This window comes from Amycolatopsis sp. EV170708-02-1 (assembly GCF_022479115.1).
Lineage (GTDB): Bacteria > Actinomycetota > Actinomycetes > Mycobacteriales > Pseudonocardiaceae > Amycolatopsis.
In genome coordinates, this window is sequence record NZ_CP092497.1 from 9536740 (window position 1) to 9562253 (window position 25514).

Here is a 25514-nt window from a genome sequence, read left to right on the forward strand (position 1 = left end):
CAGTTGTGTACTGAGTTCACAAACAAAGGGCTGGAATGGTCAGCTGTCGGTTACGATGCGGCGATGGAGGAGCAAGCCACCGTCACCGCGGCGGACATCGCGCGCATCGCCGGCGTCGGCCGCGCCGCCGTCAGCAACTGGCGTCGACGTTACGGCGATTTTCCGCCGCCCGTCGGCGGGACGGCGTCGAGCCCCCTCTTTTCCCTGTTCGCCATCGAGAGCTGGCTGCGTGAGCGGGGGAAACCGGTCGAAATCTCGCTCGGGGACCGGGTGTGGCAGCGGCTGCGGAACCTCGGCGACGATCTGGCGCTCGGCGACCGGGTCGGCCGGGTGGGGTCGTATCTGTCGCGGCGAGGTGCGTGGACCTTCTCCTCCCGCTACGACGACGCCGAACTGCTCGGACTGCTGGACCGCTTCGCCGAGGAGCGAGGAGCGCGCGAGGCCTACGAGTTCCTGTGCGAACGCTACGTCGAGGCGCACTCGCGCCAGCTGTCCGTCACGCCGGAGCCGGTGGCCGCGCTGATGTCCCGGCTCATCGGCCCCGAACCCGGTGTCGTGCTCGACCCCTCGTGCGGGCTCGGGACGCTGCTGCTGGCCTCCGGCGGGACCCGGCTGCTCGGCCAGGTCGACGATCCGGCGACCTCGTGCATCGCCGCGCATCGGCTCCTGCTCGCGGGGGCGGACATGGAGATGTACGGCGCGGATGCCCTGTCGATGGACTCCTACGAAGGCGTCCTCGCGGACGCCGTCGTCTGCGATCCGCCGTTCAACGAACGGGAATGGGGCTACGACGAACTCATCGGAGACCCGCGCTGGGAGTACGGCCAGCCGCCGCGCGGCGAACCGGAGCTGGCGTGGGTGCAGCACTGCCTCGCGCATGTGAAACCCGGCGGGCCCGTCGCGATCCGCATGCCGCCCGCCGCGGCGGGCCGTCGCACGGGGCGGAGGATCCGCGGGAACCTGTTGCGAGCCGGGGCTTTGCGTGCCGTGGTCACGGTCGGCGGCGCCGATCTCTGGCTGCTGCGGCGGCCGGAACCAGGGGAACGGCCGCCGTCGCGGCTGCTCCTGGCGACCGATCCGTCCACTGTGGAGGAATACCTGCGCGGTGCCGACGTGCCGGGAACGGTCCGGATCATCGAGCTGCTCGACGAGGAGATCGATCTTTCCCCGGCGCGCCATCAGGCGCGCGAAGAGCACGCGGGCGAAGCCTTCCTTGAGGTACGAAGGCATTTCGAGGGGATCCGGCCGGAGCTGCCGTCGCTGGTGGTTTCCGGCGAGAAGCTCTCGTACGTCACGATCGGGGAGCTGCTGAAATCCGGCGTGCTCACCGTGCCGGAATCGGTGGAGGAAGGCGATGTCGTCGCGTCGCCCGCCGTGCCCGCGTATGTCCACAGTGGAGAGACGTTCGCGGCGGAGCCGACGATGTCGAAGTACCGCACGGATCCCGAACGGCTGGACGCCGCGTTCCTCGCCGGCTGCCTGCGCGCGGCCGGGCAGCTCGCGCCGACGTCTTCGACCAGGATCGACCTCAAACGCACCCGGATCCCGCGCCTGCCGATCGAGACGCAACGCGCCCACGGGGCGGCGTTCACCCGGCTCGCCGCCTTCGAGGACGCCCTGCGCGAGGCGGCGGAATCGGGCCTGGAGCTGGTGAGGCTAGGCTTGGCGGGACTGACTGAGGGCCAGCTCAAGCCGGAGAACTAGTTGTTGATCGCGGACCGTTACGAACTCGACGAGCTCCCGCTCGGGCGAGGTGGGATGGGCGCGGTGTACGCGGGCCACGACCGGCATCTCGGCCGCCGCGTGGCGGTGAAGTTCCTCGGCCTTCCCGGCGGCCCGGACGCCGAACTCGAACAGCGCTTCATCCGCGAGGCGCGGATCCTCGCCACGCTGGAACACGCGGGCGCACCGACGTTGTACGACTTCGGCACCTACGACGAGCGGTTGTACCAGGTCATGCAGTTCATCGAGGGTGTGACCGTCGCCGACCTCGCCGCCGAGCACGGGCCGCTTCCGATGCCGTGGGCGGCCGCGATCGCCGCGCAGGCCTGCGCCGTGCTGTCCGCCGCGCACGCGCTTTCCATCTGCCACCGCGATCTCAAGCCCACCAACCTGATGCTGTGTCCCGACGGCAGCGTGAAGGTGCTCGACTTCGGGCTCGCGATGCTGCGCGAGACCGACGTCGCCCAGTTCACCCGCGCCGGGCAGATCCTCGGCACCCCCGCGTACATGGCGCCCGAGCAGATCCAGCGCGGGATCGCCGGGCCGCGCAGCGATCTGTACGCGCTGGGCTGCGTCCTGCACGAAATGCTGACCGGCAGGCAGCTGTTCACCGGCCCGACGGCGTACGCGGTGTTCGAGAAGCAGGTCAAGGAGAGCCCGGCCGAAGTGGACGGTGTCCCGGGGGACTGAACGTGCTGCTCGCCGACCTGCTGGAGAAGGACCCGGAACGGCGGCCTCGCGACGCCGACGAACTGTTCGGGCGGCTGGCCGTGTTCGCGCGGGACCTGCCGCCGCTGCCCGGATATCTCGACGAAGGCGCCAACCCGGGCCGGATGTACGCGCGGGTCGTCGGCCGCGTGCCGTGAGCTGAAAGGGACTTTCCTCGCATGCGATGCGGGGAAAGCTCCCTTCGCCGCTTCGCATGAGGTGAAGGGCCCCTTCAGCCCCTGAGACGCGATCGTGACCTGCCGATCAACAACCCGGGACGGGTGCGCTCCGTCTTTACCCATGTCAGACGGACTACGGGCAAACGGGGGTACGGGTCGTGAAGAAGTTCCTGGTGGGGGTGACCGCACTGGCCACCGCGCTGGTGCTGACCGCGTGTTCCGGAAACGCCGGGGGCAGCGCTCCCGGTGGCGGAGCCGTCGCGCAGGGCGACCCGTCGGGCGCGCCCACGACCACGTCGGCGCCGTCTTCGACCCCGGCCACGTCGTCCCAGACGCCGACACCGAGCAGCAGCAGCTCCACGCCGAAGCCGACGTCCTCGAAGCCCAAGCCGACGCCGAAACCCACGCCCAAGCCCGCCGCGAACGCCGCCGACGTGCCCTGCAAGGCCGCGCTGGCCTCACCGGGCGTGAGCGCCTGCGTGGACCTCTCCGCGCTGAAGACATGGCTGCTGCAGGACGGCAAGGTCATCTACGGCCCGGTCAAACAGCTGCCCGGCAAGAAGGGGTACGCCACGCCGACCGGTGTCTTCCACGTTTCGGCCAAGGTCAAGAACTACCACTCGAAGCAGTTCGACGCGCCGATGCCGAACTCCGTGTTCTTCCTGCCGGGCATCGCCTTCCACACGGGCAGCCTCTCGGTGTACTCGCACGGCTGCATCCACCTGTCCGCGGCGGCTTCGCAGAAGTACTTCACGACCCTGCAGAAGGGCGACGTGGTGCAGGTCGTGCCCTGATCGCTCCACCGCGTGACGATCGATTGCGGTTCGGTTGCTTTGAGATAAATGAAAGCTCCCGGCGGCAATGACTTCCCCGCTCCCGGCGACGTGCCCAGGACACGCCGGAAATGGGGAAGTGCCGATGATCTGGAACCGGGTACTCGTCGCACTGTCCGTTTCGCTCCTGCTTCTCCCCGGATGGGTGGGCGCTCCGGAAGCGACCGGAGCGCCCACTCTGCCGTCCGGCTTCGTCCTGCGTGACCAGCCGAGCGGCCAGGCCGCGTTCGACCTGACCGATTTCGCCTATCTGCCCGACGGTTCCGTGCTCAGCATCGGCAAGAGCGGCAAGGTCGCCTGGGTGCCGGTCACCGGCCCGGCCAGGACGATCGCGAACCTTCCCGTCCACGACGACGGCGACCTCGGGCTCGTCGGTCTCGCCATCGCGCCGGACTACGCCACGTCACGCCGGATCTACCTCACGTGGTCGTTCGACACGGGCGGCGGCGCGTTCACCATGCGGGTGGCGCGCTGGACGGTGACCGGCACGGACGTCCCCACCGGTCTCGCGAACGAACGGGTGCTCGTCGAGCTTCCCGGGTTCTACGACGTCCACGGCATCACCGGGCTCGTCACGGCGCCCGACGGCACGTTGTGGATCTCCATCGGCGATGCCGCCGACTTCACCAGGATGGATCCGGGCGCGTTGCGCTCGCTCGACCTCGATCAGCTCTACGGCAAGATCCTGCACGTCACTCCGGACGGAGCCGGTGTCCCCGGCAATCCGTACTACTCCGCCGCGGCCCCGGACGCCAATCGCTCCAAGGTCTTCTCCAGTGGTTACCGCAGCCCGTTCCGGTTCTCCCTCGACCCGCGGCTCGGCCTGCCCGTAGTGGGCGACGTCGGCTGGAACACCTGGGAAGAGGTGGACGTCGTGCGGCCGGGGGCGAACCACGCCTGGCCCTGCTGGGAAGGAAACGCGCCCACGCCGGGGTATTCCGGGCTGGCGGGCTGTGCCGGGGTGGTCAACACGCCGCCGATCACCGCGTACCACCACGGTTCCGGCGCCGATGAAGGCAACAGCGTCACCGCCGGGATCGTCTACAGTGGATCGTCCTATCCGGACGAATACCGGGGCGCCTTCTTCTTCGGTGACTATGTCACGCAGAAGATCTGGACGATGACGTACGACAGCCAGGGCAGGCTCGTCCGGGCACCGGAGCGGCCGCCGGAGTTCACCGGCGTCGGCGGGCCGGTCAAATTCGCGGCCGCGGCCAACGGCGACATCGTCTTCGCCGACATCCACACCGGCAACCTGCGGCGGCTCAGCTACCCGGGGACGAACGCGGAACCGGTCGCGGTGGCGACGTCGAGCACCGAGCCGTCGACGAGGACGGTGACCTTCGACGGCGGCGGTTCCTACGACTTCGACGGCGATCCGCTGACGTATCACTGGGAGTTCGGCGACGGCACGAGCCAGACCGGCGTCCGCGTGACCCACGCCTACGGCACCGAGTTCACGCGGGCGACAGCGCGGCTCACCGTCACGGACCGTCTCGGCGCCTCCGGCGGCACGGATGTCGTCGTGGTGCCGGGAAACCGTTCGCCGGAACCGGTGATGACGGATCCCGGCACTCGGACGTTCGCGGTCGGGGAACCGGTCACCGTCGAGGTGACGGCGACGGACGCGGAGGACGGCGTGCTGCCGGTCTCGTGGACCACGCTGATCCGGCATTGCCCGGAGGAGGCGACCTGCCACGCGCACCCCGGCTCGCCGGGCAGCGGACCGGCGTTCACCGTGCCCTTCACCGACCACCAGGACTCCCGCGTCGAGATCACCGCGTCGGTGACCGACAGTGCCGGGGTGACGGCGAGCAGGACGTACGTCGCCATGCCGCGTGAGCACCGGTTGACGCTGACCGGCACCGTGCCCGCGGCGTTGAGCATCCCGGCCGAGGGCGGCGTCAGCACCGCGATGGTGACCGAAGGCGCGACGTTCGAGGTCGTGGCGGAGGAGATCGCTGCGGACGGCGTCTCGACGTTCTCGAACTGGTCCGACGGGCGGACCTCGCGCACGGTGACCGTCACCGTTCCGGGGAACGACCTGACCCTGACGGCGAACTACCTCACCCCGATCGACAAGCGCTACCAGGCGGAACCCGCGCTGCGGCAACGGCTCGGCGCGCCCGTCGGGCCCGAGGTCGCCGACGGGACCGTGCGCTACCGGCCGTACGTGAACGGCAGGCTCTACTGGAGCGCCGAGACCGGCGTGAAACAGATCGAGGGCGAGATCCTCAAGAAGTACCTCGCGCTGGGCGGGCACCGGAAGTTCGGGCCGCCCGCGACCGACGAGACCGGCACCCCGGACGGCATCGGCCGCTACAACCACTTCCCGAACCGGCCCGGCACGATGCAGGCTTCGATCTACTGGACTCCGTCGACCGGCGCGCATCCGGTGTACGGGCGGATCCGGGTCAAATGGGCGGCGCTGGGCTGGGAGGCGGGCCCGCTCGGCTACCCCACGACCGACGAGCTCCCGACACCCGACGGGGTCGGCCGGTACAACCACTTCAGCAAGAAGGCGTCCATCTACTACACGGTGCCGACCGACGCGCACGCGATCTGGGGCCGCATCCGGGTCCGGTGGGAGGCGCTCGGCTGGGAGACCGGCCCGCTCGGCTACCCCACCACGGACGAGTCCGCCACGCCGGACGGTGCCGGCCGCTACAACCACTTCACCAAGGCGGGCTCGATCTACTGGACGATGGCCACCGATTCGCACGCGATCTACGGCGCGATCCGGCAGCGGTGGGCCGCGCTCGGCTGGGAGCGGTCGTACCTGCGCTACCCGGCGACGGACGAGTTCGGCATCCCCATCGGACGGCAGAGCAGCTTCCAGAGCGGCTACATCACCTGGAACCGGAGCACGGGGCAGGTGATCGACCGACGGTGGTGATCACAGTTCGATAAAGGCACTCGAAAGTGTGAAATGTCCACCTAGGCCCCTTCGATGAGACGTTCGACTGGGGAAAGGGGCCCTTGCCATGCCTTCGAGATTCCGTGCGCTCTGTCACGCCCTCGTGACGTTGCTGATAGTGACCTTGCTGGTGCCGTTGACGTCCACCTCGGCGTCCGCGGCGCCGGTGCTGCCGCCTGGCTTCGTCCTGCGTGACCAGCAGAGCGGGCAGGCTCCATACGACCTGACCGACTTCGCCTACCTGCCCGACGGCTCGATGCTGACCACCGGGAAGCAGGGCAACGTCGCCTGGGTGTCCACCACCGGGCAGACCCAGAGCATCGCCACCCTGCCGGTGCGCAGCAGCGGTGACCTCGGCCTGGTCGGCATCGCGATCGCGCCCGACTACGTCACCTCCCGCGCGATCTACACGGCCCGCGCGGTCGACGTCGCCGGCGGTGGGATCGCCCTGCGCGCCTCGCGCTGGACGGTCACCGGTACCGCCCAGCCGACCGGGCTGACCGGCGAGAAGGTGCTCATCGAGGGCGCCGCCAACACCGACATCCACGGCATCACCGGTGTCGTGGCCGCCCCCGACGGCACGGTGTGGGTCTCGACCGGCGACAGCTCCCGGTTCCAGGGCGCGGCCGACCCGTTCGCGCTCAACGTGTACGACCTCGACAAGATCTTCGGCAAGATCTTCCACATCACCGCGGACGGTGCGGGCGTTCCCGACAACCCGTACTACTCCGCGGCGAACCCGAACTCCTTGCGCTCCAAGGTGTTCGCGAGCGGCTTCCGCAGCCCGTTTCGGTTCAGCCTCGACGCCAGCACCGGCCTGCCGGTGGTCGGCGACGTCGGCTGGGGCACCTGGGAAGAGATCAACTTCGTCCAGAAGGGCGCGAATCTCGGCTGGCCCTGCTTCGAGGGCAACCAGCCCGCGGACGGCTTTTCCGCGATGCCGCAGTGCGCTTCGGCCGTGAACACCCCGCCGATGCTGGCGGTCCGCCACGGGCAGGGCGTCGACAACGGCAACAGCATCACCGCCGGCATTGTCTACAATGGAGAGTCCTACCCCGAGGAATACCGGGGCGCGTACTTCTTCGGCGACTACGCCACCCAGAAGCTCTGGACGGCCAAGTACGACACGCAGGGCCGTGTCGTCCGCCCGCAGGAGACGCCGCCGAAGTTCACCGGTATCGGTGGTCCGGTCAAGTTCCTGGCCGCGGCCAACGGCGACATCGTCTACGCCGACATCTACAGCGGTCTGCTGCGACGGCTCAGCTACACCACCGGGAACAAGGCGCCGGTCGCGGTCGCCACTTCCGAAACGAACCCCGAAACCCGCACGGTCACCTTCGACGGCAGCGGCTCGTACGACTTCGACGGCGACCAGCTGACCTACGAGTGGGACTTCGGTGACGGCACCACCGGCACCGGTGCGAAGGTCAGCCACACCTACGCGGCGGGCACCGAGAAGTTCACCGCCAAGCTCACGGTGAAGGACGGCCTTCAGGCGTCCGGAAGCACGGACATCGCCGTGGCGCCCGGGAACCATTCGCCGAAGCTGACCATGACCGACCCCGGTGAGCGCCTGTTCGCCGTCGGCGAGGAGGTCAAGGTCGGCGCGACCGTGACCGACGCCGAGGACGGCGCTCTCCCGGTCACCTGGACCACCCTGGTCCGGCACTGCCCCGAGAACGCGGTCTGCCACGCGCATCCGGACCAGAGCGGCACCGGAGCCGAGTTCGCCATGCCGTTCACCGATCACACGGACTCCAACCTGGAGTTCACCGCGACGGCGACCGACAGCGCCGGCGTCAAGGTTTCGAAGACCTACATCGCTAAGCCGCGCGAGCACCGGCTCACGCTGACCAGCAACGTCGCCGCGGCGCTGGGCATCACGCCGGAAGGCGGGGCCTCGTCGGCGATGGTGGTCGAGGGCGCGAAGGTGGAGATTCAGGCGGCCGAGGTCGCTTCGGACGGCGCGTCGACCTTCACCGGCTGGTCGAACGGCGCGACCGGGCGGCTGACCGAAATCACCATGGGCACCACGGATCTGACGATCACGGCGAACTACATCACCCCGATCGACAAGCGCTACCGCGACGAACCCGCGCTGGCGCAACGACTCGGCGCGCCGACCGCGCCCGAGGCCGTCGACGGCACGGTCCGCTTCCGCACCTACGAGCGCGGGCGGCTGTACTGGTCGAAGGACACGGGCGTGAAGCAGATCGAGGGCGAGATCCTCAAGAAGTACCTCGCCCTGGGCGGCCACAAGGAATTCGGTCCGCCCGCGACCGACGAGATGACGACGCCGGACACCATCGGCCGCTACAACGACTTCCCGGTGTGGCCCGGAAAGATGCAGTCGTCGATCTACTACACGGTGAACACGGGCGCGCATCCGGTGTTCGGCCGGATCCGCGTGAGGTGGAAGGCGTTGGGCGCGGAGGCCGGTGAGCTCGGCTACCCGACCACGGACGAGGGCATCACGCCGGACCGGATCGGCCGCTACAACCACTTCAGCAAGAACGCGTCCATCTACTACACGGTGCAGACCGACGCCAAGGCGATCTGGGGCCGGATCCGGGTCAGGTGGGAAGCGCTCGGCTGGGAGGCGGGGCCCTTGGGGTACCCGACCATGGAAGAGACGAAGACACCGGACGGGATCGGCCGGTACGTCCACTTCACCAAGGCGGGCTCGATCTACTGGACGATGCAGACCGACGCGCACGGGGTCTACGGGGCCATCCGGCAGCGTTGGGAAGCGCTCGGCTGGGAGAACTCCTACCTGAGGTACCCGACCACCGACGAGATGGCCGTCACCGGCGGGCGGCAGAACAACTTCCAGGGCGGTTACGTGTTCTGGAACGCCTCCAACGGTGCGGTGACCGACCGCCGCTGGTAAGCGGTAAACGTCCGTGAGGGCCTCCTTCCCTACCTTCGAAGTAGGGAAGGAGGCCCTCACGGCGTTAGGGGTATCAGCGCAGCAGGTCGGCAGGGGTGGTGCCGGTCGAGGTGAGCGGCAGGCCGAGCGCGACCCGTTCGGTGAGCCAGGCGCTCGGCCGGTAGCGCTGGTCGCCGGTGCTCGCGACGAGCCCGCGCAGGACCCGTAGCACGAGTTCGGCGCCCGCTTCGTCACCCCAGGTCAGGGGCCCGCGCGGGTAGCCGAGGCCGAGCCGGACGGCGGTGTCGATGTCCTCCGGCGTCGCGAGCCGTTGCCCGGCGATGAAACAGGCGGTGTTGACGATCGACGCCAGCAGCCGCTGCGCGATCGGCGCGGGGCCGTCGCGGACCACGGTCACCGGCAGGCCGGTCGCCGCGAGCGCGCCCCAGGCGGTGCGGCCGGCGGCCGGGTCGAGCGCGGGATGGACCGAAAGCGTCAGGCGTTTCCCGTAGCCACCGAGGGGATCGACGCCGACGACCCGTTCCGCCGGGAGGCCCGCCGCGAGCGCGGTGTCCACAGTGGACGAACCGATCGGGCTGACGATCAGGACCGTGTCCGGGTAGGCGTCGTGCACGACCTGGATGCCTGCCGCCGAGAGCAGCGTGCCGAGGCGTTCGTCGTCGACCCACACCGGGGTGTTCGGGGCTTCCGGCGCGGCCGGTTCCGGGTCGACCTGTTGCTGCCCGTCGACATAGCTGTAGAAGCCTTCACCGTTCTTGCGGCCGAAGAGCCCGGCGGCGACTCGGGGACGGGTCAGCCACGACGGCCGCAACCGCGGTTCGCCATGGAAGCCGCTCCAGATGCTTTCGAGCACGGCGTGCGAGACGTCGAGCCCGGTGAGGTCGAGCAGTTCGAACGGGCCGAGTTTCAGGCCGAGCACGTCACGCGCGATGCGGTCCACTTCGGACGGTTCCGCGATCCCTTCGGCGAGGATCTGCAGCGCCTCGGTGCCGAGTCCGCGTCCGGCGTGGTTGACCAGGAAACCCGGTGCGTCGCGGGCGAGGACGGGTTCGTGTCCCCAGCCGCGGACGAGCTCGGTCACGGCGGGCGGCAGCCACACGGCGGTCCGCGCGCCGGGCACGACCTCGACCAGCCGCATCAGCGGGACCGGGTTGAAGAAGTGGAGGCCGAGCAACCGGCCTGGGTCGGTCAGCGCGGCACCGATCTCGGTGACCGAAAGCGAGCTGGTGTTGGTGGCGAACACGGTGTCCGGGCCGCAGACGCGTTCCAGCTCGGCGAACAGCGCGCGTTTGATCTCCAGATCCTCGCGGACCGCCTCGACGACGAGGTCGACGCCGTCGGCGGGGGCCAGCGGACCCTCGGCGGCGATCAGCCTGCCTTTCGCGGACTCGGCCGCTTCCTCGGTGATCTTGCCCTTCGAGGCGAGCTTGCCCAGCATCGCGCCGACCTGGTCGATGGCCTCGCCGACCGCCTCGGGCCGGGCGTCGGCGAGCTCGACCTCGAGCCCCGCCGTCACGGCGAGCTGGACGATGCCCCGGCCCATCACCCCGGTTCCGATCACCCGGATCCTGCCGACCTGCTCCGCCCACTTCTCCACCGCGAGCCGCCTTTCCCTCGATGTCGTCCCGTCGTGACGCTAGCCGCCACGCCGCTATCTCGCCCGGACGGGTGATCCGTGCCCCGCTCGGCGTAAGGCCACCGAACCGGCGAGGTCTCCTCCGCGAAAACCGAGTGTTCCGCGCATCACCCCCGAAGGGAAAGCTCCCATGGCCACCGTCCCCGCCGCCGCAGCCGTCCGGACCACGCCGTTGCTCCTCGTCGCCGTTCTCTTCGGCGCGGTCGCCGCGTTCCTGGCGAGCCAGGCGCTGTGGTCGCTCACCGCCCTGGCCGTCGTGGTCGCCGCCGCCGTCCTCGCGGGCGGGGTGTGGCTGTCCGGCCGGAAGCCCGAGCCCGAACTCTAAGATCGCCATGTGACGGCGAAACGCTTGACGCGGGAGGAAAGCCGCGAGCAGACCAGGCAGCGCCTGCTCGCGGCGGCCGCAGAGCTGTTCTCCGAACGCGGGGTTAACGGCACGTCCGTCGAGCAGATCGCCGAGCGCGCCGGCTTCACGCGCGGCGCCTTCTACGGCAACTTCGAAGGCAAGCACGAGCTGGTCGTCGAGCTGCTGCGCCGCCGCACCCAGCGGGAGGCCGAGGAGGTCGCCGCGCTGCGTGAAGGCGTCGGCTCCTTCGCCGAGATGATGGATCGGCTGCGCGTCTGGAACGTCGAGCGCGCCGAACACCTCGCCGGCTGGCTGACGCTGCGCACCGAGCTGGCCCTTTACGCGCTGCGGAATCCCGACGCCCGCCCCCTCGTCGGCGAAGGCGAGAAGTCGACAAGGGCACTGCTGGAGACTTCGATCCGGACCGAGCTCGCCGCGCGGGGCGCGGAACCGCCCGCCGATCCGGCCTTCCTCGCGTTGATCGTGCACGCGCTCGAAGACGGTCTCCTGTTGCAGCGCTTCCTCAGCCCGGAGGGAACCGGCGACGAGGACGTGGTCGACGCCGTCCAGCTGCTGATGCGCTCGTGGACCGCGCTCAGCCGGTCATCTTGATCCCGGTGAACTCGGCCATCTGACGGATCCCGTGCGCGAAGAAGGCGTCCGACGGGTCGACGGAGCCGACGTATTGGCCGAACAGCTCGAAGTTGATCATCCCGAACAGCTGGGTCCAGGCCATGATCAGCCGGGAGGCCGTCTCGGGGCCCAGGTTGACCTTGAGGATTTCGGTGAGCGCGTCGAGCTGGTGAAGCAGCTCGACCGGCATCTCGCCGACCTCGGTCTCGACCCGGAGATTCGCGTCGCGCAGGACCGCGACCAGCGCGAAGGCCACCCGCCCCGCAGGGGCGACGGTGTCCTGCGGGGCCTGGTAGCCGGGGATCGGCGAACCGTAGATCAGCGCGTACTCGTGCGGATGCGCCTTCGCCCAGGCGCGGACCGCGTGCCAGATCGACTCCCATCGCTCCAGCGGCGCCTTCTTGGGGTCGTCGGCGGCCTCCGCGGCTTCTCCGACGGCGTTGTAAGCGTCGACGATCAGGGCGGTCAGCAGCTCCTCGCGGCTGGAGAAGTACCGGTAGAGCGCGGACGAGACCATCCCCAGCTCTCGCGCGACCGCGCGGAGTGAGAGGCCGAGCGCGCCGACTTCGGCGAGCTGGCGGCGGGCTTCGTCCTTGATCTCACGGGTGAGCTCGGCGCGGGCGCGTTCGCGCGCGGTCTGAGTGGCGGCCATGCTCTCACTGTAGAGCATCGCACCTAAACGAGAGCACTGCTCTTGACATGACGCACTGCTCTGGTGTTCACTGCTCTTAACAGAGAGCACTGCTCTCGCAGACTTCGAGGAGACGAGATGACCACCACCACGACCGCCATCAGCACCGGCACTGCGGCCACCACTTCCATGAGCGCCGCCGGCGCCGCCCCTGCCGCCGCGATCCGCTACGTCAAGCCGGCCAAGGCGACCAACGCGTTCAACGAGTTCGTGCTCAAGCTGACGAAGCTCGGCGTCAGCGTTCTGGGCAGCCGGGTGCTCTCGGTCCGCGGCCGCAAGAGCGGTGAACTGCGCTCTGTCCCGGTGAACCTGCTGAAGCTGGGCGGCGAGCGCTACCTGGTGGCTCCGCGCGGTGTCACGCAATGGGTGCGGAACCTGCGCGTCGCCGGTGAGGGGCAGCTCCGCGTCGGACGCCGCACCGAGACGTTCACCTACACCGAACTCGCCGACCACGAGAAGCCCGAGATCCTGCGCGCGTACCTCAAGCGGTGGAAGTTCGAGGTCGGCGTGTTCTTCGACGGTGTCGACGCGAAGGCGTCGGACGAAAAGCTGCTGGAGATCGCGCCCGGCTACCCGATCTTCAAGATCGCCTGATGCGGCTCGCTTCACGCGTGATCCGGCGGCCGACTCGCGTGCTCAGCCGGACGACACGCGTGATGGAACGGACGACACGCGTGTGGTTCCGTTCCGCCGCCGTGCCGTCCGCCCGATCACGGGTGTCGGCCCGCCCCGCACGCTTGCCGTCCGCCTGGACACGCTTGCCGTCCGGCTGATCACGGGTGCCGTCCGCTTGGACACGCGTGTCGTCCGGCTGATCACGGGAGTCGGCCGTTTCGGCGACGGGAGAGGGGGCGAGCGGCTCGCGGGTGTGGCTAGTCGTCAGAAGGGGCCCGTCGCGTGCGGCGGGCGGTGGCCGCCACCAGCACCACCCCGATCAGGAAGGCGACGAGCCCGATCAGGAACCACAGCTTCTGCCCGGTCATGAAGCTGCCGGTCAGCACGCCGGCGCCCTGCAGCACCCAGACGCCGCCGACCAGCAGGAAGACCAGCCCGATCGTGAGCGTGACCCAGCGTTTCATCCACAGCTCCCCGCCTCGACGTGTCCTGCCGGAATTCTGGCACCGGCGGGACGGGCGGGCGAACCGATCAAGCCCGGCCGGGAGGCGCGGAGCCGGTCCCGGAGCCTGGAGCGTGTCCCGAAAGCCACTTGATGTCCCGAAAGCCACTTTCAGGACATCAGATGTCGCGAAAGCCACTTTCGCGACATGAGGCCACCGGGCGTGCGGAGTCAGTTCCCCACCAGTCCGTTGCGGTAGGCGTAGACGACGGCGTGCACCCTGTCCCGCAGCCCGAGTTTCGCCAGGATCCGGGAGACGTGGGTCTTCACCGTCTCCTCGCCGACGTGCAGGCGCACGGCGATCTCCGCGTTGCTGGAGGCGTCGGCGACGAGCAGGAGGACTTCGCGTTCGCGTGAGGTGAGCCGTTCGAGCTCCGCCGGTTCGGCGGCCGCGGGTTCGATGCTGGTGGCGAAGGTCGACACCAGCCGCCGGGTCACCGTCGGGTCGATCAGCGCGTCGCCGCGCGCGGCCACCCGCATGGCCGAGACGAGCTCTTCGGGGGCGAGGCTCTTCAGCAGGAACCCGCTCGCGCCTGCCCGGAGCGCGCGGTAGACGTACTCGTCGGAGTCGTAGGTCGTCAGCACGAGGACCCGGGTGTCGTTGCCGGGCGCGGACATGATCGCCTCGGTCGCGGCCAGGCCGTCCAATTTGGGCATCCGGACGTCGAGGACGGCGACGTCCGGGCGCAGCGCGGCCGCCTGCGCGACGGCCTCGCGTCCGTCGGCCGCCTCACCGACGCATTCGAAGTCCGCCTGGGTGTCCAGCACCGCGCGCATCCCGGACCGGAACATCGCGTGGTCGTCGGCCAGCAGAACCCGGATCACTGTGCCTCCAAAGGAAAACCGACTCGAACCCGCCAGTGCCGCCCGTCGTCGAGCGGTCCGCATTCGGCCTGTCCGCCGAACAGCGCGACCCGCTGCCTGATCCCGGCGAGACCGCGTTTCGTCGATTCGGCCGACGCGTTCGGGCGGCCGATCTCGTTCGTGATGGTGAGAAGCACCTCCGTCTGCCGGTAGGCGAGGTCGATCTCGACGATCCCGCCCGCGCCGTGCCGGAGCGCGTTCGTCAGCGCCTCCTGCACGATGCGGTACAGCGCGATGTCCACCGAACCCGGGAGTTCGCGCGGCCCGCCGTGGCTGGTCAGCCGCGCGGGAAGGCCGGCGGTGCGGAGGTTGTCGAGCAGCTCGTCGAGGTTGTCCAGCCCCGGCTGCCGCTGTACGTCACCGTTCTCCTTGCCGTGCAACAGATCCAGCAGGCGCCGCAGATCGGCCATCGCGGCCCGGCTCGACGATTCGACGGCCGAGAGTGAACGCCGGACGGCGGGTTCGCCCTCCGGCAGCCCGAGCCGCGCGGCGCCGGCGTGCACGCCGATCGCGCTGACGTGGTGGGAGATCACGTCGTGCAGGTCGCGGGCGATCGTCGTGCGTTCTTCGACGACGGCACGGCGGACGGCCTCGGCTTCGTGCTGTTGCCGCTGTTCCTCGGCGCGCTGGAGATCGGCGATGTACGCGCGCCGCGCGGTCGTGTAGCGGCCGACCATCCACGGCAGCAGCCCGCTCACGCCGACGTCGATCACCAGCAGCCGCCAGTCCCGGTCGCCGCGGTCGACCGGGATGACGTTGCACGCGACGAGCCCGGCGAGCATTGCCACCAGGGCGGCCACCGCGGGTTTGGCCGAAAGCCAGGCGCCCGCGCGATAACCCGCGATCAGCACGCCGGCGTTGGTGGCCTGAAGGTAGTTGTCGTACGGGTACAGCAGCAGTGGCGCGGCGATGAGCAACGCGCCGTGCGCGGCGGAAACCCAGCCGGAATACCGGGAAGGCCCGGCGAGCGCGGCGTTGGCGAGGATGCCGCCGATCAGGACCACCCACGCCTGCCAGCCCAGCGCGAGCGGCGGACCGGCGATGAGGAACAGCCCGGCGTCGGCGATCAGGCAGACCGCCGCGACCGCGCAGGCCTGCCTCGCCAACGAACCACTGATGTCCCGCACGGGCTCAACTCTGCCCTAATTTCACTGGACAGGGGTTCCTAAGATCGAAACCCATGGGGGCAGCGAAGACGCCCGTGCTCTGGACGACCGGGGCACCGGGAACCGGGAAATCGACCACCGCCTGGGGTTTGTACACCCGCCTGAGGGAAGCGGGCGGCAGCGTCGCGTACGTCGACATCGACCAGCTCGGGCTGATCGGCCCGCCGCCCGGAGGTGGGGACGCCGCTCACGCGATCAAGGCGGCCAATCTGCTGCGGGTACTGGAAGTCCTGCGAGGCACCGCGCAGGTCGTCGTGTCCGGGGTCGTGGACCCGGCGAATCCGTACATCGAGGGCCCGGACCTCGACCTCACGCTCATCCGCCTGACGTGTGATCGCGACGAACTCCGGAGCCGCTTCCTCGGCCGCGGGTCGCCCGCTGCCGCCCTGCCCGACCTCTTCGCCGTGGCGGACGCCTACGAGCGCGCAGGTTTCGGCGAGGAGATGGACACGACCGGGCAGCGGCCCGAGGAGACCGTCGCGGCGTTGTATCACCGCTGCGTCGTGGACGCCGGAACACCGCGGCGGCCGGACCCCGTGCCTCCGCTGCCCGGGCCGGTGACCGTGGTGACCGGCCCGACGGCGGTCGGCAAGTCGACGGCCGCGTTCGGCGCGCTCCGGGATCTCTGGGAGCGCGGGATGCCCGTCGCCTACGTCGATCTCGCGCAACTCGGCTTCACGCAAAGCCCGGATCCGGCACTCCTTTCGGCTGTCTGGCAGGGCTACCGCGAGGCCGGGGCGAAGCGGCTGATCGTCGTCGCCAGGGAATTCCGCCCGGAGCACCGGCGGGTCTTCGACGAGGTCACCGTCGTGCACCTCGACGCGGACGACACCACGCTCACCGAGCGGGTCGGGCGCCGGGCGGAAGGCGAATCCGCGCTGCTGGCCGGCGACGAACTCCGCGGCGCGCCACCCGGTGTGCGTGACCGGGTGGCCGCCCGCGCGGTCGCCGAGGCGGCCAGGATGCGTGCCGCCGGCGGCGACCGCGTCGTCCTCGACACGTCCGGTCAGGACCCCGCCGAGACGGCCGCTGCCCTGCTCGCGCTCCTGGGTCAGTAGCGCCGCTGACCGTCCTGGCCCTGTCCGGGCGGCCCACCACGCTGGTTCTGCCCAGGCTTGCCGATGGTCGTCGCCGTCGCGGTGTTCCCGGTGACCTTGGCGGTCACCATCACCGTCTCGCCGGCCTTGGGCTCGCCGGTCTTCATGGTCGACGCGTCGATCGTGTAGACCTGCTTGTAGCCGTCCTTGCTGGTCAGGCTGACCGAGGTCGCGCTGATCTCGGTGATCTCCCCGGTCTGCATCCGCTCGGTGCTGTAGCCGCCTTTGCCGTCGGAGACGACGAAGTCGCCGTGCAGCGCGTCGCGCGGCATACCCCCGCCGGGGCCCATGATCACGCGGCCGCCGCCCGGGCCGCCCATCATCGTGCCCCGTTCGGCGCCGTTCGCGGCGGTCCCGGCCCAGATCGCGGCACCGCCGCCGGCGGCGATCACCACCGCCACCCCGGCCGCGATCGCGGTCTTGCGGCCCGACCAGGTCTTCTTCGGTTCGCCCGCCGGGGCGGGCGCGCCCCAGGCCGCGGGCTCACCCGCCGGTGGCTCGGCCGGTTTGGTCGGTTCGGTCATCTGGTCGCCTCCGTGTGGTCGGTTGCGGCCATCGTCGGCGCCGTCGCTGTGCGGGAGCTGTGCCGCCGGTGGGCACGCGCTGTGATTCCGCCCCGGCCGGGTGATCGTTCACAGGAAACGCACAGGCGGCGCACAGAGAAGCCTCATCGGCGCCGCCCAGGATGGCACCATGACCAGTGTGAACGTCCCTTCGTCCGGTTCCGCGAAGGCAGGCCTGCGCCGTGTCGACGGCAGCCCCGTGCGGGTGCTGGTCGTCGACGACGAGGCGACCTTGTCCGAACTCGTGTCGATGGCGCTGCGCATGGAGGGCTGGGACATCCGCACCGCCGCCGACGGCACCGAGGCGGTCCGCGTCGCGCGGGAATTCCGGCCGGACGCGGTGGTGCTGGACGTCATGCTGCCGGATATGAGCGGCCTGGAGGTGTTGCGCCGCCTGCGTTCCGAGGTGCCGAACCTGCCGGTGCTGTTCCTGACCGCCAAGGACGCGGTGGAGGACCGCATCGCCGGGCTCACCGCGGGCGGCGACGACTACGTCACCAAACCGTTCAGCCTGGAGGAGGTCGCGCTGCGGTTGCGCGCGCTGCTCCGGCGCGCGGGCGGGGTCGCCGGGCCGAGCGGGTCGACGCTCGTCGTCGGGGACCTGACCCTGGACGAGGACAGCCGCGAGGTGCACCGCGGTGGTGATCCGGTGCCGCTGACCGCGACCGAGTTCGAACTGCTGCGTTATCTCATGCGCAATCCGAAGCGTGTGCTGTCCAAGGCACAGATCCTGGACCGGGTGTGGAGCTACGACTTCGGCGGCCAGGCCAACATCGTCGAGCTGTACATTTCCTATCTCCGCAAGAAGATCGACGCCGACAGGGAACCGATGATCCACACGATGCGCGGCGCCGGGTATGTCCTCAAACCCGCGGGGTAGGCGGCCGTGGTCCCTGCGGCGACGGCTGATCGCGCAGGTCGCGGGCCTGCTCGCGCTCGTCTGCCTGGTGGTCGGCGTGGTCACCGAACTGGCGTTGCGGAGCTTCCTGATCGACCAGCTCGACGCCCGTCTCGCCGAGACCAGCGAACGTGCCAGCCGTCCGCCGCCGCCGGGGCGTCCCGGCGGGGAAAGGGTTCCCGAGGGTCTTCGCGCGTACGGGCAGAGCACCGGTTCGCTGTTCGTGAACCTGCTCCCGGACGGCCGCGTGGTCGCGGCGGTGCTGCGGTCCAGCTACGACGCGAAGGTCGCGGAGCCGTTCCCCCACGATCCCATCGGCCCGGCCCAGCTCTCCGCCCTGCTGCGGTCGACGCCGAACGACAAGCCCACCGACGTGGACCTCGGGTCGCTCGGGGAGTACCGCGTGATCGCGAAGCAGTCGGCCAACGGCGGTGTCGCGATCACCGGGCTGCCCACCAAGGACGTCACGGATACCTTGTGGAACCTCGGTTTCATCTTCGGCGGGGTCGCCATCGGCGGCATCCTGCTGGCGGGCGCGCTCGGCGCGGTGACCGTGCGGCGCACCATGAAACCCCTCGACCGCCTCGCCGCCACCGCGACCAGGGTCGCCGAACTCCCGCTGGCTCGCGGCGAGGTCGCGCTGTCCGAGCGAGTGTCCGAAGTGGACACGGATCCGCGCACCGAGGTCGGGAAGGTCGGGTTCGCGCTCAACCGCATGCTCGGCCACATCTCGGACGCGCTTTCCGCCCGGCAGGCCAGTGAAAGCCGGGTGCGCCGGTTCGTCGCGGACGCCAGCCACGAGCTGCGGACGCCGCTCGCGGCCATCCGCGGCTACGCGGAACTCACCCGGCGCTCGGGCTCCGACGTGCCGCCGGACATCGCGTTCGCGATGGGCCGCGTGGAGTCGGAATCGACCCGGATGACCGGACTGGTCGAGGATCTGCTGTTGCTCGCGCGGCTCGACTCCGGCCGTCCGGTGGTGCATCAGCCGGTGGATCTCTCCCGCCTGGTCGCGGACGCCGTCGCCGACGCGCACGTCGCCGGGCCGGAGCACAAATGGCTGCTGGAGGTACCGCCGGAGCCGATCACCGTCCTCGGTGACGCGGATCAGCTGCATCAGGTGGTGATCAACCTGCTCGGCAACGCGCGCACGCACACCCCGGCAGGCACCGAGGTCACCACCTCTCTGTCCATAGTGGACTCGACGGTGACACTGTCCATTGCCGACGGTGGGCCGGGGATCCCGCCGGCAATCCTTCCGGAGGTCTTCGAACGCTTCGCCCGCGGCGACGACTCGCGATCGCGGGCGGCGGGCAGCACCGGGCTCGGGCTCGCCATCGTCGCGGCCGTCGTCGCCGCGCACGGCGGGCGAGTCGGCGTCGCCAGCCGCCCGGGACACACGGAGTTCCGCGTCGTGCTCAGGGCCGCCACTCACTGTTAGCGCCGCAGAGGATTACGCAGGGCAGCTCGCCCTCGGTCCGCCCGGCGAGCCACGCGGCGAACGGCACCGCGGCGGCCGGTTCGACGGCGAGCCGGAACTCGTCCCAGAGCCGGTCCCGCGCGGCGAGCAGCTCCGCGTCGCCGACCAGCACGGACGTCACCCGATCCCGGAGTACGGCGAACGGGACCTCCCCGACCCTGGTCGCGCCCAACGCGGACGCGGCGACCGAGTCGATCTCCACGTCCACGGGCTCGCCCGCCTCCAGCGCCGCGTTCAGCGCCCGGCACCGCTCCGGCTCGACGCCGAACGTCGGCAACCCGGCCAGCGACGTTCCCGCGACCAGCCCGCCACCGCCGACCGCGACCAGGAACGCGTCGACGTCCGGCGCGTCCTGGACCACTTCGGCCGCCACGGTGCCCTGACCGGCGACGACGGCCGGATCGTCGTACGCGTGCAGGTACCGCGTGCCCGGCTCAGCGGCGGCTTCGATCGCCTTCGCTGCTGCCTCGGCGTACGTCGCTCCGTGGCGGATGAGCTTCGCGCCCGTGGCCTCGATCCGGGCCGTCTTCGCCTGCGGAGCCGACTCCGGCACGTACACCGTCGCGGGCAGGTTCAGCAGCGAAGCCGCCGTCGCCACGCCCAGCCCGTGGTTGCCGCCGGACGCCGTCAGCACCCGTTCCGGCAGGGGGCCGCTCACCAGCGCGTTCACCGCGCCCCGCAGTTTGAACGACCCGCTCCGCTGCAGATGCTCCAGCTTGAGGACGAGCGGCCGCCCGTCGACCTCGGCCCGCAACACCGGCGTGCGCCGCACGAACGGATGAACGGCCTCGGTGGCTTTCAGGACATCTTCCCAGGTCGGAGTGCTCATACCCCCCACTGTCCTCCATGCCGGGGCGGGAGTGACTACACTGGTCCTCGGATCCCGCGCGGCGTCCATCTTGTGAACCTCCCCAGGGCCGGAAGGCAGCAAGGATAAGCAAGCTCTGACGGGTGCGCGGGATCCGCCTTATTTTTTGGGGTGCAACCCCAAGCCCGCCCGGCGGGGCTTCGCCCCCCCCGGACCCCCACGGTTGGTCGCTGGGGTGACCGCGTGCGGGCTAGAAGATCCCGAAGACGTCTTTTGGTGGTATTGGGGACGGTAGGGCTTCCGCGTCCGTGATGGGTTTCGCTTTGCCTTGCAGGTCACGGAGGTCTTCTCCCGCGACACAGCGCGCCGGGTAGGCGGACGAGGCGGCTCGGCGGGTCAGGTCGGTGACCGGGAGTTCGACTCGTGAGGCGGCGACCACGATGTTGCCGAAGCGGCGGCCCCGGAGAACGCCCGGCTCGGCCAAGATCGCCAGGTGGGGGAACGACGTCGCGAGTGTCGCCAGGAATCGGCGGAGAAACGGCAGGTTCGGTCCGTCCGACACGTTGGCGACGTAGGTTCCGGCCGGGCGGAGGACGCGCGCGATCTCGTTCGTGAACTCGACGGTCGCGAGCCCGCCGGCCAGGATTCCGCGTTCGAAAGCGTCCACGATGACCAGGTCGGCCGAAGCGTCGTACCTGCTGGAGACGCCTTCGCGGCCGTCGCCGACACGGACCTTCAGCCCCTTCAGGCCCAGCTGCTCGCGAACGAGCGCGACGAGTTCGCCGTCGGCGTCGAACACCAGTTGCCGTGACCGCGGACGCGCCGCGGCGACGTAGCGCGGCAATGTGCAGGCCGCCCCGCCGACGTGCAGCACGTCGAGCGGGCCTTCTCCGAGGCAGTCGACGACGTCGGCGATCCGGCGGATGTAGTCGAACTCGAGATCCGTGGGGTCGTCGAGGTTGACGTGCGACTGGGCGACGCCGTCGACCGAGATCATCCAGGCGTTCGGACGGTCGGCGTCCCGCAGCAGTTCGGCGGTGCCGAAGCGGACCGGATACCTTCCGGGGGTCGGTGCCGGTCTCACCTGTCGGGCCCTCCCGGTAGTCTCGCGGCCGTGGCATTAGCGCTGTACCGAAAGTACCGTCCGGCTACCTTCGCCGAGGTCGTCGGGCAGGAGCATGTGACCGATCCGCTGCGCACCGCGCTGGCCGCCGGTCGCATCAACCACGCCTACCTCTTCTCCGGCCCGCGCGGCTGCGGAAAGACGTCCAGCGCCCGCATCATGGCGCGGTCGTTGAACTGCGCGAAGGGCCCGACGCCGGATCCGTGCGGCGAGTGCAACTCGTGCCGCAACCTCGCGCCCGAAGGCCCCGGCAGCGTCGACGTCACCGAGCTCGACGCGGCCAGCCACGGTGGTGTCGACGACGCCCGCGAGCTGCGGGACAGGGCCTTCTACGCCCCGGCCGACTCGCGCTACCGCGTCTTCATCATCGACGAGGCGCACATGGTCACCACGCAGGGCTTCAACGCCTTGCTGAAGATCGTGGAGGAGCCGCCGGAGCACCTGATCTTCATCTTCGCGACCACGGAACCGGACAAGGTGCTCCCCACCATCCGGTCGCGGACGCATCACTACCCCTTCCGGCTGATCCCGCCCAGCTCCATGCGCGAGCTGCTGGAGCGCAACGTCGCCGCCGAGGGCGCCACGGTCGAGCCCGCGGTGTATCCGCTGGTCATCCGCGCGGGCGGGGGTTCGGCGCGGGATACGCAGTCGGTGCTCGACCAGCTGCTGGCGGGGGCCGGGCCGGACGGCGTCGACTACTCGCGCGCGGTGTCGCTGCTGGGCGTCACCGACGTCGCGCTCATCGACGGCATGGTCGACGCGCTGGCCGCGGACGACGCGGCCGCCGTGTTCGGCACCGTCGAGCGGCTCGCCGAGGCGGGGCACGACCCGCGCCGGTTCGCCACCGACCTGCTCGATCGGCTGCGTGACCTGGTGATGCTCCGTTCGGTGCCGGACGCGGGTGAACGCGGTCTCGTCTCCGCGCCGGACGACGAGCTCAAGAAGATGAAGGAGCAGGCGGGCAAACTGGAGCCCGCCACGCTTTCGCGCTACGCCGACATCGTCCACAATGGACTCTTGGAGATGCGGGGCGCGACCTCGCCCCGGCTCGTGCTGGAGCTGCTGACGGCGCGGATGCTGCTGCCGTCGGTCGCCGAAGGCACCGACGCGCTGCTTGCCCGGCTCGAACGGCTGGAGCGCCGCGCCGCTTCGGCTCCGGCGCCCGCTGCCGCTGCTCCGGCGCAGGTCGCTCAAGCCGCTCCTGTGGCGCAGTCCGCGCCTGCCCCGGCCGCTCCTCCCTCGGGTGAGCCCGTCCGTGAGTTCCAGCGGCCGTCGCAACGAGCCGCCGCGCCCGCGCAGCCGCCGGCTCCGGCCGCCCAGCCCACTCCGCAGCCCGCCGCGCGACCTGAGCCGGTCGCCGAGCGGCCCGCCCCGCAACGTCCTGCCGCGACGGCACCGCCGCCCACCGCGCCCGCCCCGGTCGCGGCTTCCGGAGACACTGACGCCGACGGGATCCGCGGCAAGTGGCCGCACGTGCTCGCCGCTATCCGCAAGGTCCCGGGCGGCCGCAGCACCGAAGCGATGCTCACGCAGGCGAGCGTGGTGAGCGTCGAGGGTCGTGCCGTCACCCTCACGCACAGCGCGGAGCCGCTGGCTCGCCGGCTTTCCGAACCGCACAACGCGGAGCGGGTCGCGGCCGCGTTCAAGGAGGTCTTCGGCGGCGATTGGCAGGTGCGCTGCGTCCACGGCGCCGCGCAGGCCCGGCAGGCCGCAGCTCCGAAGGCCGCGCCGCCACCACCCGCGCCTGAGCGATCCTTCACCCGGCGGTCCGCCGAAGCGCCCAGTGCCCCTCCGGCGGCTCCCACGCCGAAGCCGGAGCCTCAGCGGCCGAAGGTGACGACGAGCGAGCCGGACATCCCGCTCCCGCCCGAGCCGGTCGAGGAGGACGAGGACCTCTACAACGAGGACGCGAGCCCCGCGCCGCCGCCTCCGCCGCTCCCGCCCGAGCAGGATCCGGAAGAGATCGCCCGGAAGCTGCTCGCCGACCACCTCAACGCCCGTCCGCTCGACGAGCGCAAGTAGTCCTCTGGATGCGGTAATTGCATGCGCAAGTACCGCATTCAGAGGACGAAACGCGGGGTCAGCGGGTCAGGGCGACCCGCCAGGCCGGGTGGTCGGTGCCGGGGATCGACGTCTTCCCGGAGCTCCCGAAGCCGAAGGCGCCGCCGGCGATGATGTGCTGCACGCTGCCGTCGCCCTTGCGGAACGAGCCAGCCGGAACGCACGCCTGCGCGCTCGGATCGCCCGGATAACGCAGGTTCAGATCGCCGCCGAACACCGTGCCGGTGCCGTACTTCGCCAGCAGCCCCTTCAGGTCCCGGCACTGCTGCTCGACCGCGGGCCGTTTCGTCGAGAGGTGCGTGGTGCACGCGTTCACCGTGCCGAATTTCGCGCACAGATAGGCACGCTGTTCCGCGCCGCCGTCCTGAGGCCCGTAATAGCCGCCTTCGCGTGCCTTCACCGCTCCGAGGTCCTGCCTGGCCAGCACCGCGATGCCGTACTCGCCGCGCCCTGACGTGCACGGATACGGGGTCGTCCGGCCGTTCTCCTTCTTGCCGACGGGCTGCCACACGACCGTGTACGCCCGGCCCGACTGCGCCTTGACGTCGGCAGCCAGCTTCGTCGTCTCCGACGAACAGGCCTCGTTCAGCGTCACGACGGCCGGGTTCACCGAGACGATCGTGCTCGCCGCCTTCGCCATCGGGTTCGTCCCGCCCTGGTTGAAGCAGTTCGCGATCCCGCTGCGGCAGAGGTTCATCTGCAACACCGGGAAATCCGTCGCCGCGACGGCGGGTGCGGCCGTGCCCAGGAGCAGAGCGGCGGCGGCGAGTACCGATTTCATGGAGCGGTCCCTTCGTCGAGTTCCCCGGTGAGCAGCGCGGTGCCGAGCCGGGTGAGGTGGTGCAGGATGGCGCTGCCGTGCCGGACGCTGGTGACGAGCCCGGCCTCGCGCAGCACGGCGGCCTGTTTGCTGGCCGTGCCGATCGAGGTGCCGAGGCATGAGGCCAGCTTGCTGGTCGTGCGCGGGACGCGCAGCGCGCCGAGGCTTTCGGCGCGGGTCCGGCCGAGGAGCGCCACCAGTTCGGGGGACACGTCCACCGGGCGGGCGCTGGTCACACTGGCGGGGTACAGCAGCACGGGCGGCAGCGCCGGATCGATGAAGGTGACCGGCGTGTTCGCGCAGAACCGGCTCGGGATCAAGGTCAGTCCCCGGCCGTCGAGATGGACGGTCCGCTGCCGGGGGTAGGCGATCTCCAGCACCTCGCCGTCCCAGCCGCGGACGCCGGGGATGCCGCGCATCATCGCCCCCGCCCCCTCGGTGGCCAGCGTGCGGACCCGCCGGGCCCGGTCGGCGGCGACGGTCTCGCGCATGCTGTGCCAGAACGGCTCGATCATCAGGTCGTACGCGTCGCGCAGCGCGCCGACGACCCCGTGGACCTCGTCGCGGTCGCCGTCGGCGAGCCGTTTCACCCAGGTCGGGGCCGGGCCGGTGAACACGGTCCGGAGATCGGCGCACAGCCGTCCGCGAGGGGTGCACGCCACCGCTTCGAGCCCGCTTTCGAAGGAGCCCGCCGACGTGGGCGGGGTCAGGAAGTCGGGAAAGTTCCCCTTCGGCGGAACGAGGGTGAACAGCGTCTTCAGCGACCGTGTCGCGCCTTCGTTCTGACGCAGGTTCAGCCGGACCCGGTGCCGCCAGGCCGACGTGCGGTCCTCCCTCAGCTGATGCGATCCGAGGACCAGCTCCCACAGCGGATCCGGTGCTTCGGCTATCCGGATCCCCTGGAGATCCTTGCGATCGAAGATCATGCGCAGAGTCATGCCTCGTCCCCCTCAAGACGGCAT

The 25514-nt window shown here is 70.4% G+C and carries 21 protein-coding genes, 1 other RNA gene and 1 pseudogene; 13 read left to right on the top strand and 10 right to left on the bottom strand.

Annotated elements, in window-relative coordinates; translation table 11 throughout:
• Positions 1-63: 63 nt before the first annotated feature.
• The 5 genes and pseudogenes from MJQ72_RS43945 to MJQ72_RS43965 all read left to right on the top strand — a co-directional run bounded on the left by MJQ72_RS43945 (position 64) and on the right by MJQ72_RS43965 (position 9249).
• Positions 64-1704, top strand: a complete 1641-nt coding sequence (locus MJQ72_RS43945; protein ID WP_240596817.1) for an N-6 DNA methylase — start codon at positions 64-66, stop codon at positions 1702-1704.
• Positions 1705-2588: pseudogene (locus tag MJQ72_RS43950) on the top strand (serine/threonine-protein kinase).
• 179 nt (positions 2589-2767) lie between these two features.
• Entirely contained in the window at positions 2768-3403 is a 636-nt protein-coding gene (locus MJQ72_RS43955) for a L,D-transpeptidase (protein ID WP_240596819.1), read from the top strand.
• A 124-nt stretch (positions 3404-3527) separates the two neighbouring features.
• Positions 3528-6338, top strand: coding sequence for a PQQ-dependent sugar dehydrogenase (locus tag MJQ72_RS43960; protein ID WP_240596820.1), 2811 nt, complete (start codon positions 3528-3530; stop codon positions 6336-6338).
• An 88-nt stretch (positions 6339-6426) separates the two neighbouring features.
• Complete coding sequence (locus tag MJQ72_RS43965) at positions 6427-9249, top strand: PQQ-dependent sugar dehydrogenase (protein ID WP_240596822.1); 2823 nt, start codon at positions 6427-6429, stop codon at positions 9247-9249.
• A 73-nt stretch (positions 9250-9322) separates the two neighbouring features.
• Here the strand turns inward: MJQ72_RS43965 and MJQ72_RS43970 are convergent, their stop codons facing one another.
• The gene (locus MJQ72_RS43970; protein WP_240596824.1) at positions 9323-10846 is read right to left on the bottom strand and encodes a 3-hydroxyacyl-CoA dehydrogenase; all 1524 of its coding nucleotides are present in this window, start codon (positions 10844-10846) and stop codon (positions 9323-9325) included.
• 169 nt (positions 10847-11015) lie between these two features.
• Between MJQ72_RS43970 and MJQ72_RS43975 the strand changes: the two genes are divergently transcribed.
• On the top strand, positions 11016-11210 hold the full coding sequence (locus MJQ72_RS43975; protein WP_240596826.1) for a hypothetical protein: 195 nt from the start codon (positions 11016-11018) through the stop codon (positions 11208-11210).
• A gap of 9 nt (positions 11211-11219) precedes the next feature.
• A complete protein-coding gene (locus MJQ72_RS43980; RefSeq protein ID WP_240596827.1) occupies positions 11220-11843 on the top strand; it encodes a TetR/AcrR family transcriptional regulator in 624 nt (207 codons plus the stop codon).
• On the opposite strand, the gene MJQ72_RS43985 is transcribed toward MJQ72_RS43980, so the two are convergent.
• Entirely contained in the window at positions 11827-12516 is a 690-nt protein-coding gene (locus tag MJQ72_RS43985) for a TetR/AcrR family transcriptional regulator (RefSeq protein ID WP_240596829.1), read from the bottom strand. The two genes, MJQ72_RS43980 and MJQ72_RS43985, sit on opposite strands and share 17 nt — an antisense overlap.
• A gap of 168 nt (positions 12517-12684) precedes the next feature.
• Between MJQ72_RS43985 and MJQ72_RS43990 the strand changes: the two genes are divergently transcribed.
• Positions 12685-13149, top strand: coding sequence for a nitroreductase family deazaflavin-dependent oxidoreductase (locus MJQ72_RS43990; RefSeq protein ID WP_240601589.1), 465 nt, complete (start codon positions 12685-12687; stop codon positions 13147-13149).
• 278 nt (positions 13150-13427) lie between these two features.
• Here MJQ72_RS43990 and MJQ72_RS43995 read toward each other — a convergent pair whose 3' ends face one another.
• From MJQ72_RS43995 to MJQ72_RS44005, 3 genes are all read right to left on the bottom strand, one after another.
• Entirely contained in the window at positions 13428-13634 is a 207-nt protein-coding gene (locus tag MJQ72_RS43995; RefSeq protein ID WP_240596831.1) for a hypothetical protein, read from the bottom strand.
• A 209-nt stretch (positions 13635-13843) separates the two neighbouring features.
• Positions 13844-14497 (bottom strand): response regulator transcription factor, encoded by a 654-nt coding sequence (locus MJQ72_RS44000; RefSeq protein WP_240596832.1) that lies wholly within the window; start codon positions 14495-14497, stop codon positions 13844-13846.
• Positions 14494-15663, bottom strand: coding sequence for a sensor histidine kinase (locus tag MJQ72_RS44005; RefSeq protein WP_240596834.1), 1170 nt, complete (start codon positions 15661-15663; stop codon positions 14494-14496). The genes MJQ72_RS44000 and MJQ72_RS44005 overlap by 4 nt, the downstream gene beginning before the upstream one ends.
• 53 nt (positions 15664-15716) lie before the next feature.
• Between MJQ72_RS44005 and MJQ72_RS44010 the strand changes: the two genes are divergently transcribed.
• Complete coding sequence (locus MJQ72_RS44010; protein WP_240596836.1) at positions 15717-16760, top strand: hypothetical protein; 1044 nt, start codon at positions 15717-15719, stop codon at positions 16758-16760.
• Here MJQ72_RS44010 and MJQ72_RS44015 read toward each other — a convergent pair.
• Entirely contained in the window at positions 16754-17323 is a 570-nt protein-coding gene (locus tag MJQ72_RS44015) for a hypothetical protein (protein WP_240596838.1), read from the bottom strand. The genes MJQ72_RS44010 and MJQ72_RS44015 overlap by 7 nt on opposite strands.
• Positions 17324-17492: 169 nt before the next feature.
• On the opposite strand from MJQ72_RS44015, the gene MJQ72_RS44020 reads away from it, so the two are divergent.
• Together MJQ72_RS44020 and MJQ72_RS44025 are read left to right on the top strand one after the other, a co-directional pair.
• Positions 17493-18242, top strand: coding sequence for a response regulator transcription factor (locus MJQ72_RS44020; protein WP_315860814.1), 750 nt, complete (start codon positions 17493-17495; stop codon positions 18240-18242).
• A complete protein-coding gene (locus MJQ72_RS44025) occupies positions 18220-19701 on the top strand; it encodes a cell wall metabolism sensor histidine kinase WalK (RefSeq protein ID WP_240596840.1) in 1482 nt (493 codons plus the stop codon). The genes MJQ72_RS44020 and MJQ72_RS44025 overlap by 23 nt, the downstream gene beginning before the upstream one ends.
• Here the strand turns inward: MJQ72_RS44025 and MJQ72_RS44030 are convergent.
• Positions 19679-20569: a serine/threonine dehydratase gene (locus tag MJQ72_RS44030; RefSeq protein ID WP_240596842.1), complete on the bottom strand. Its 891-nt coding sequence runs from the start codon at positions 20567-20569 to the stop codon at positions 19679-19681. The two genes, MJQ72_RS44025 and MJQ72_RS44030, sit on opposite strands and share 23 nt — an antisense overlap.
• 45 nt (positions 20570-20614) lie before the next feature.
• On the opposite strand from MJQ72_RS44030, the gene ffs reads away from it, so the two are divergent.
• Positions 20615-20711, top strand: an RNA gene (gene ffs / locus MJQ72_RS44035) — signal recognition particle sRNA small type.
• Positions 20712-20798: 87 nt separating this feature from the next.
• Here ffs and MJQ72_RS44040 read toward each other — a convergent pair.
• On the bottom strand, positions 20799-21632 hold the full coding sequence (locus tag MJQ72_RS44040; RefSeq protein ID WP_240596844.1) for a spermidine synthase: 834 nt from the start codon (positions 21630-21632) through the stop codon (positions 20799-20801).
• Positions 21633-21662: 30 nt separating this feature from the next.
• On the opposite strand from MJQ72_RS44040, the gene MJQ72_RS44045 reads away from it, so the two are divergent.
• The gene (locus MJQ72_RS44045) at positions 21663-23693 is read left to right on the top strand and encodes a DNA polymerase III subunit gamma and tau (protein ID WP_240596846.1); all 2031 of its coding nucleotides are present in this window, start codon (positions 21663-21665) and stop codon (positions 23691-23693) included.
• Positions 23694-23751: 58 nt separating this feature from the next.
• Here MJQ72_RS44045 and MJQ72_RS44050 read toward each other — a convergent pair whose 3' ends face one another.
• Positions 23752-24513, bottom strand: a complete 762-nt coding sequence (locus tag MJQ72_RS44050) for an endonuclease/exonuclease/phosphatase family protein (RefSeq protein ID WP_240596848.1) — start codon at positions 24511-24513, stop codon at positions 23752-23754.
• The gene (locus MJQ72_RS44055) at positions 24510-25490 is read right to left on the bottom strand and encodes a helix-turn-helix transcriptional regulator (protein WP_240596850.1); all 981 of its coding nucleotides are present in this window, start codon (positions 25488-25490) and stop codon (positions 24510-24512) included. The genes MJQ72_RS44050 and MJQ72_RS44055 overlap by 4 nt, the downstream gene beginning before the upstream one ends.
• Positions 25491-25514 lie beyond the last annotated feature (24 nt).

Bases quoted from the DNA above. Each gene is read 5' to 3' on its own strand.
- MJQ72_RS43945 (WP_240596817.1), top strand. From the start codon at position 64: ATGGAGGAGCAAGCCACCGTCACCGCGGCGGACATCGCGCGCATCGCC.
- MJQ72_RS43960 (WP_240596820.1), top strand. From the start codon at position 3,528: ATGATCTGGAACCGGGTACTCGTCGCACTGTCCGTTTCGCTCCTGCTT.
- MJQ72_RS43965 (WP_240596822.1), top strand. From the start codon at position 6,427: ATGCCTTCGAGATTCCGTGCGCTCTGTCACGCCCTCGTGACGTTGCTG.
- MJQ72_RS43975 (WP_240596826.1), top strand. From the start codon at position 11,016: ATGGCCACCGTCCCCGCCGCCGCAGCCGTCCGGACCACGCCGTTGCTC.
- MJQ72_RS43985 (WP_240596829.1), bottom strand. From the start codon at position 12,516: ATGGCCGCCACTCAGACCGCGCGCGAACGCGCCCGCGCCGAGCTCACC.
- MJQ72_RS43990 (WP_240601589.1), top strand. From the start codon at position 12,685: ATGAGCGCCGCCGGCGCCGCCCCTGCCGCCGCGATCCGCTACGTCAAG.
- MJQ72_RS43995 (WP_240596831.1), bottom strand. From the start codon at position 13,634: ATGAAACGCTGGGTCACGCTCACGATCGGGCTGGTCTTCCTGCTGGTC.
- MJQ72_RS44010 (WP_240596836.1), top strand. From the start codon at position 15,717: ATGGGGGCAGCGAAGACGCCCGTGCTCTGGACGACCGGGGCACCGGGA.
- MJQ72_RS44015 (WP_240596838.1), bottom strand. From the start codon at position 17,323: ATGACCGAACCGACCAAACCGGCCGAGCCACCGGCGGGTGAGCCCGCG.
- MJQ72_RS44020 (WP_315860814.1), top strand. From the start codon at position 17,493: ATGACCAGTGTGAACGTCCCTTCGTCCGGTTCCGCGAAGGCAGGCCTG.
- MJQ72_RS44025 (WP_240596840.1), top strand. From the start codon at position 18,220: ATGTCCTCAAACCCGCGGGGTAGGCGGCCGTGGTCCCTGCGGCGACGG.
- MJQ72_RS44030 (WP_240596842.1), bottom strand. From the start codon at position 20,569: ATGAGCACTCCGACCTGGGAAGATGTCCTGAAAGCCACCGAGGCCGTT.
- MJQ72_RS44050 (WP_240596848.1), bottom strand. From the start codon at position 24,513: ATGAAATCGGTACTCGCCGCCGCCGCTCTGCTCCTGGGCACGGCCGCA.
- MJQ72_RS44055 (WP_240596850.1), bottom strand. From the start codon at position 25,490: ATGACTCTGCGCATGATCTTCGATCGCAAGGATCTCCAGGGGATCCGG.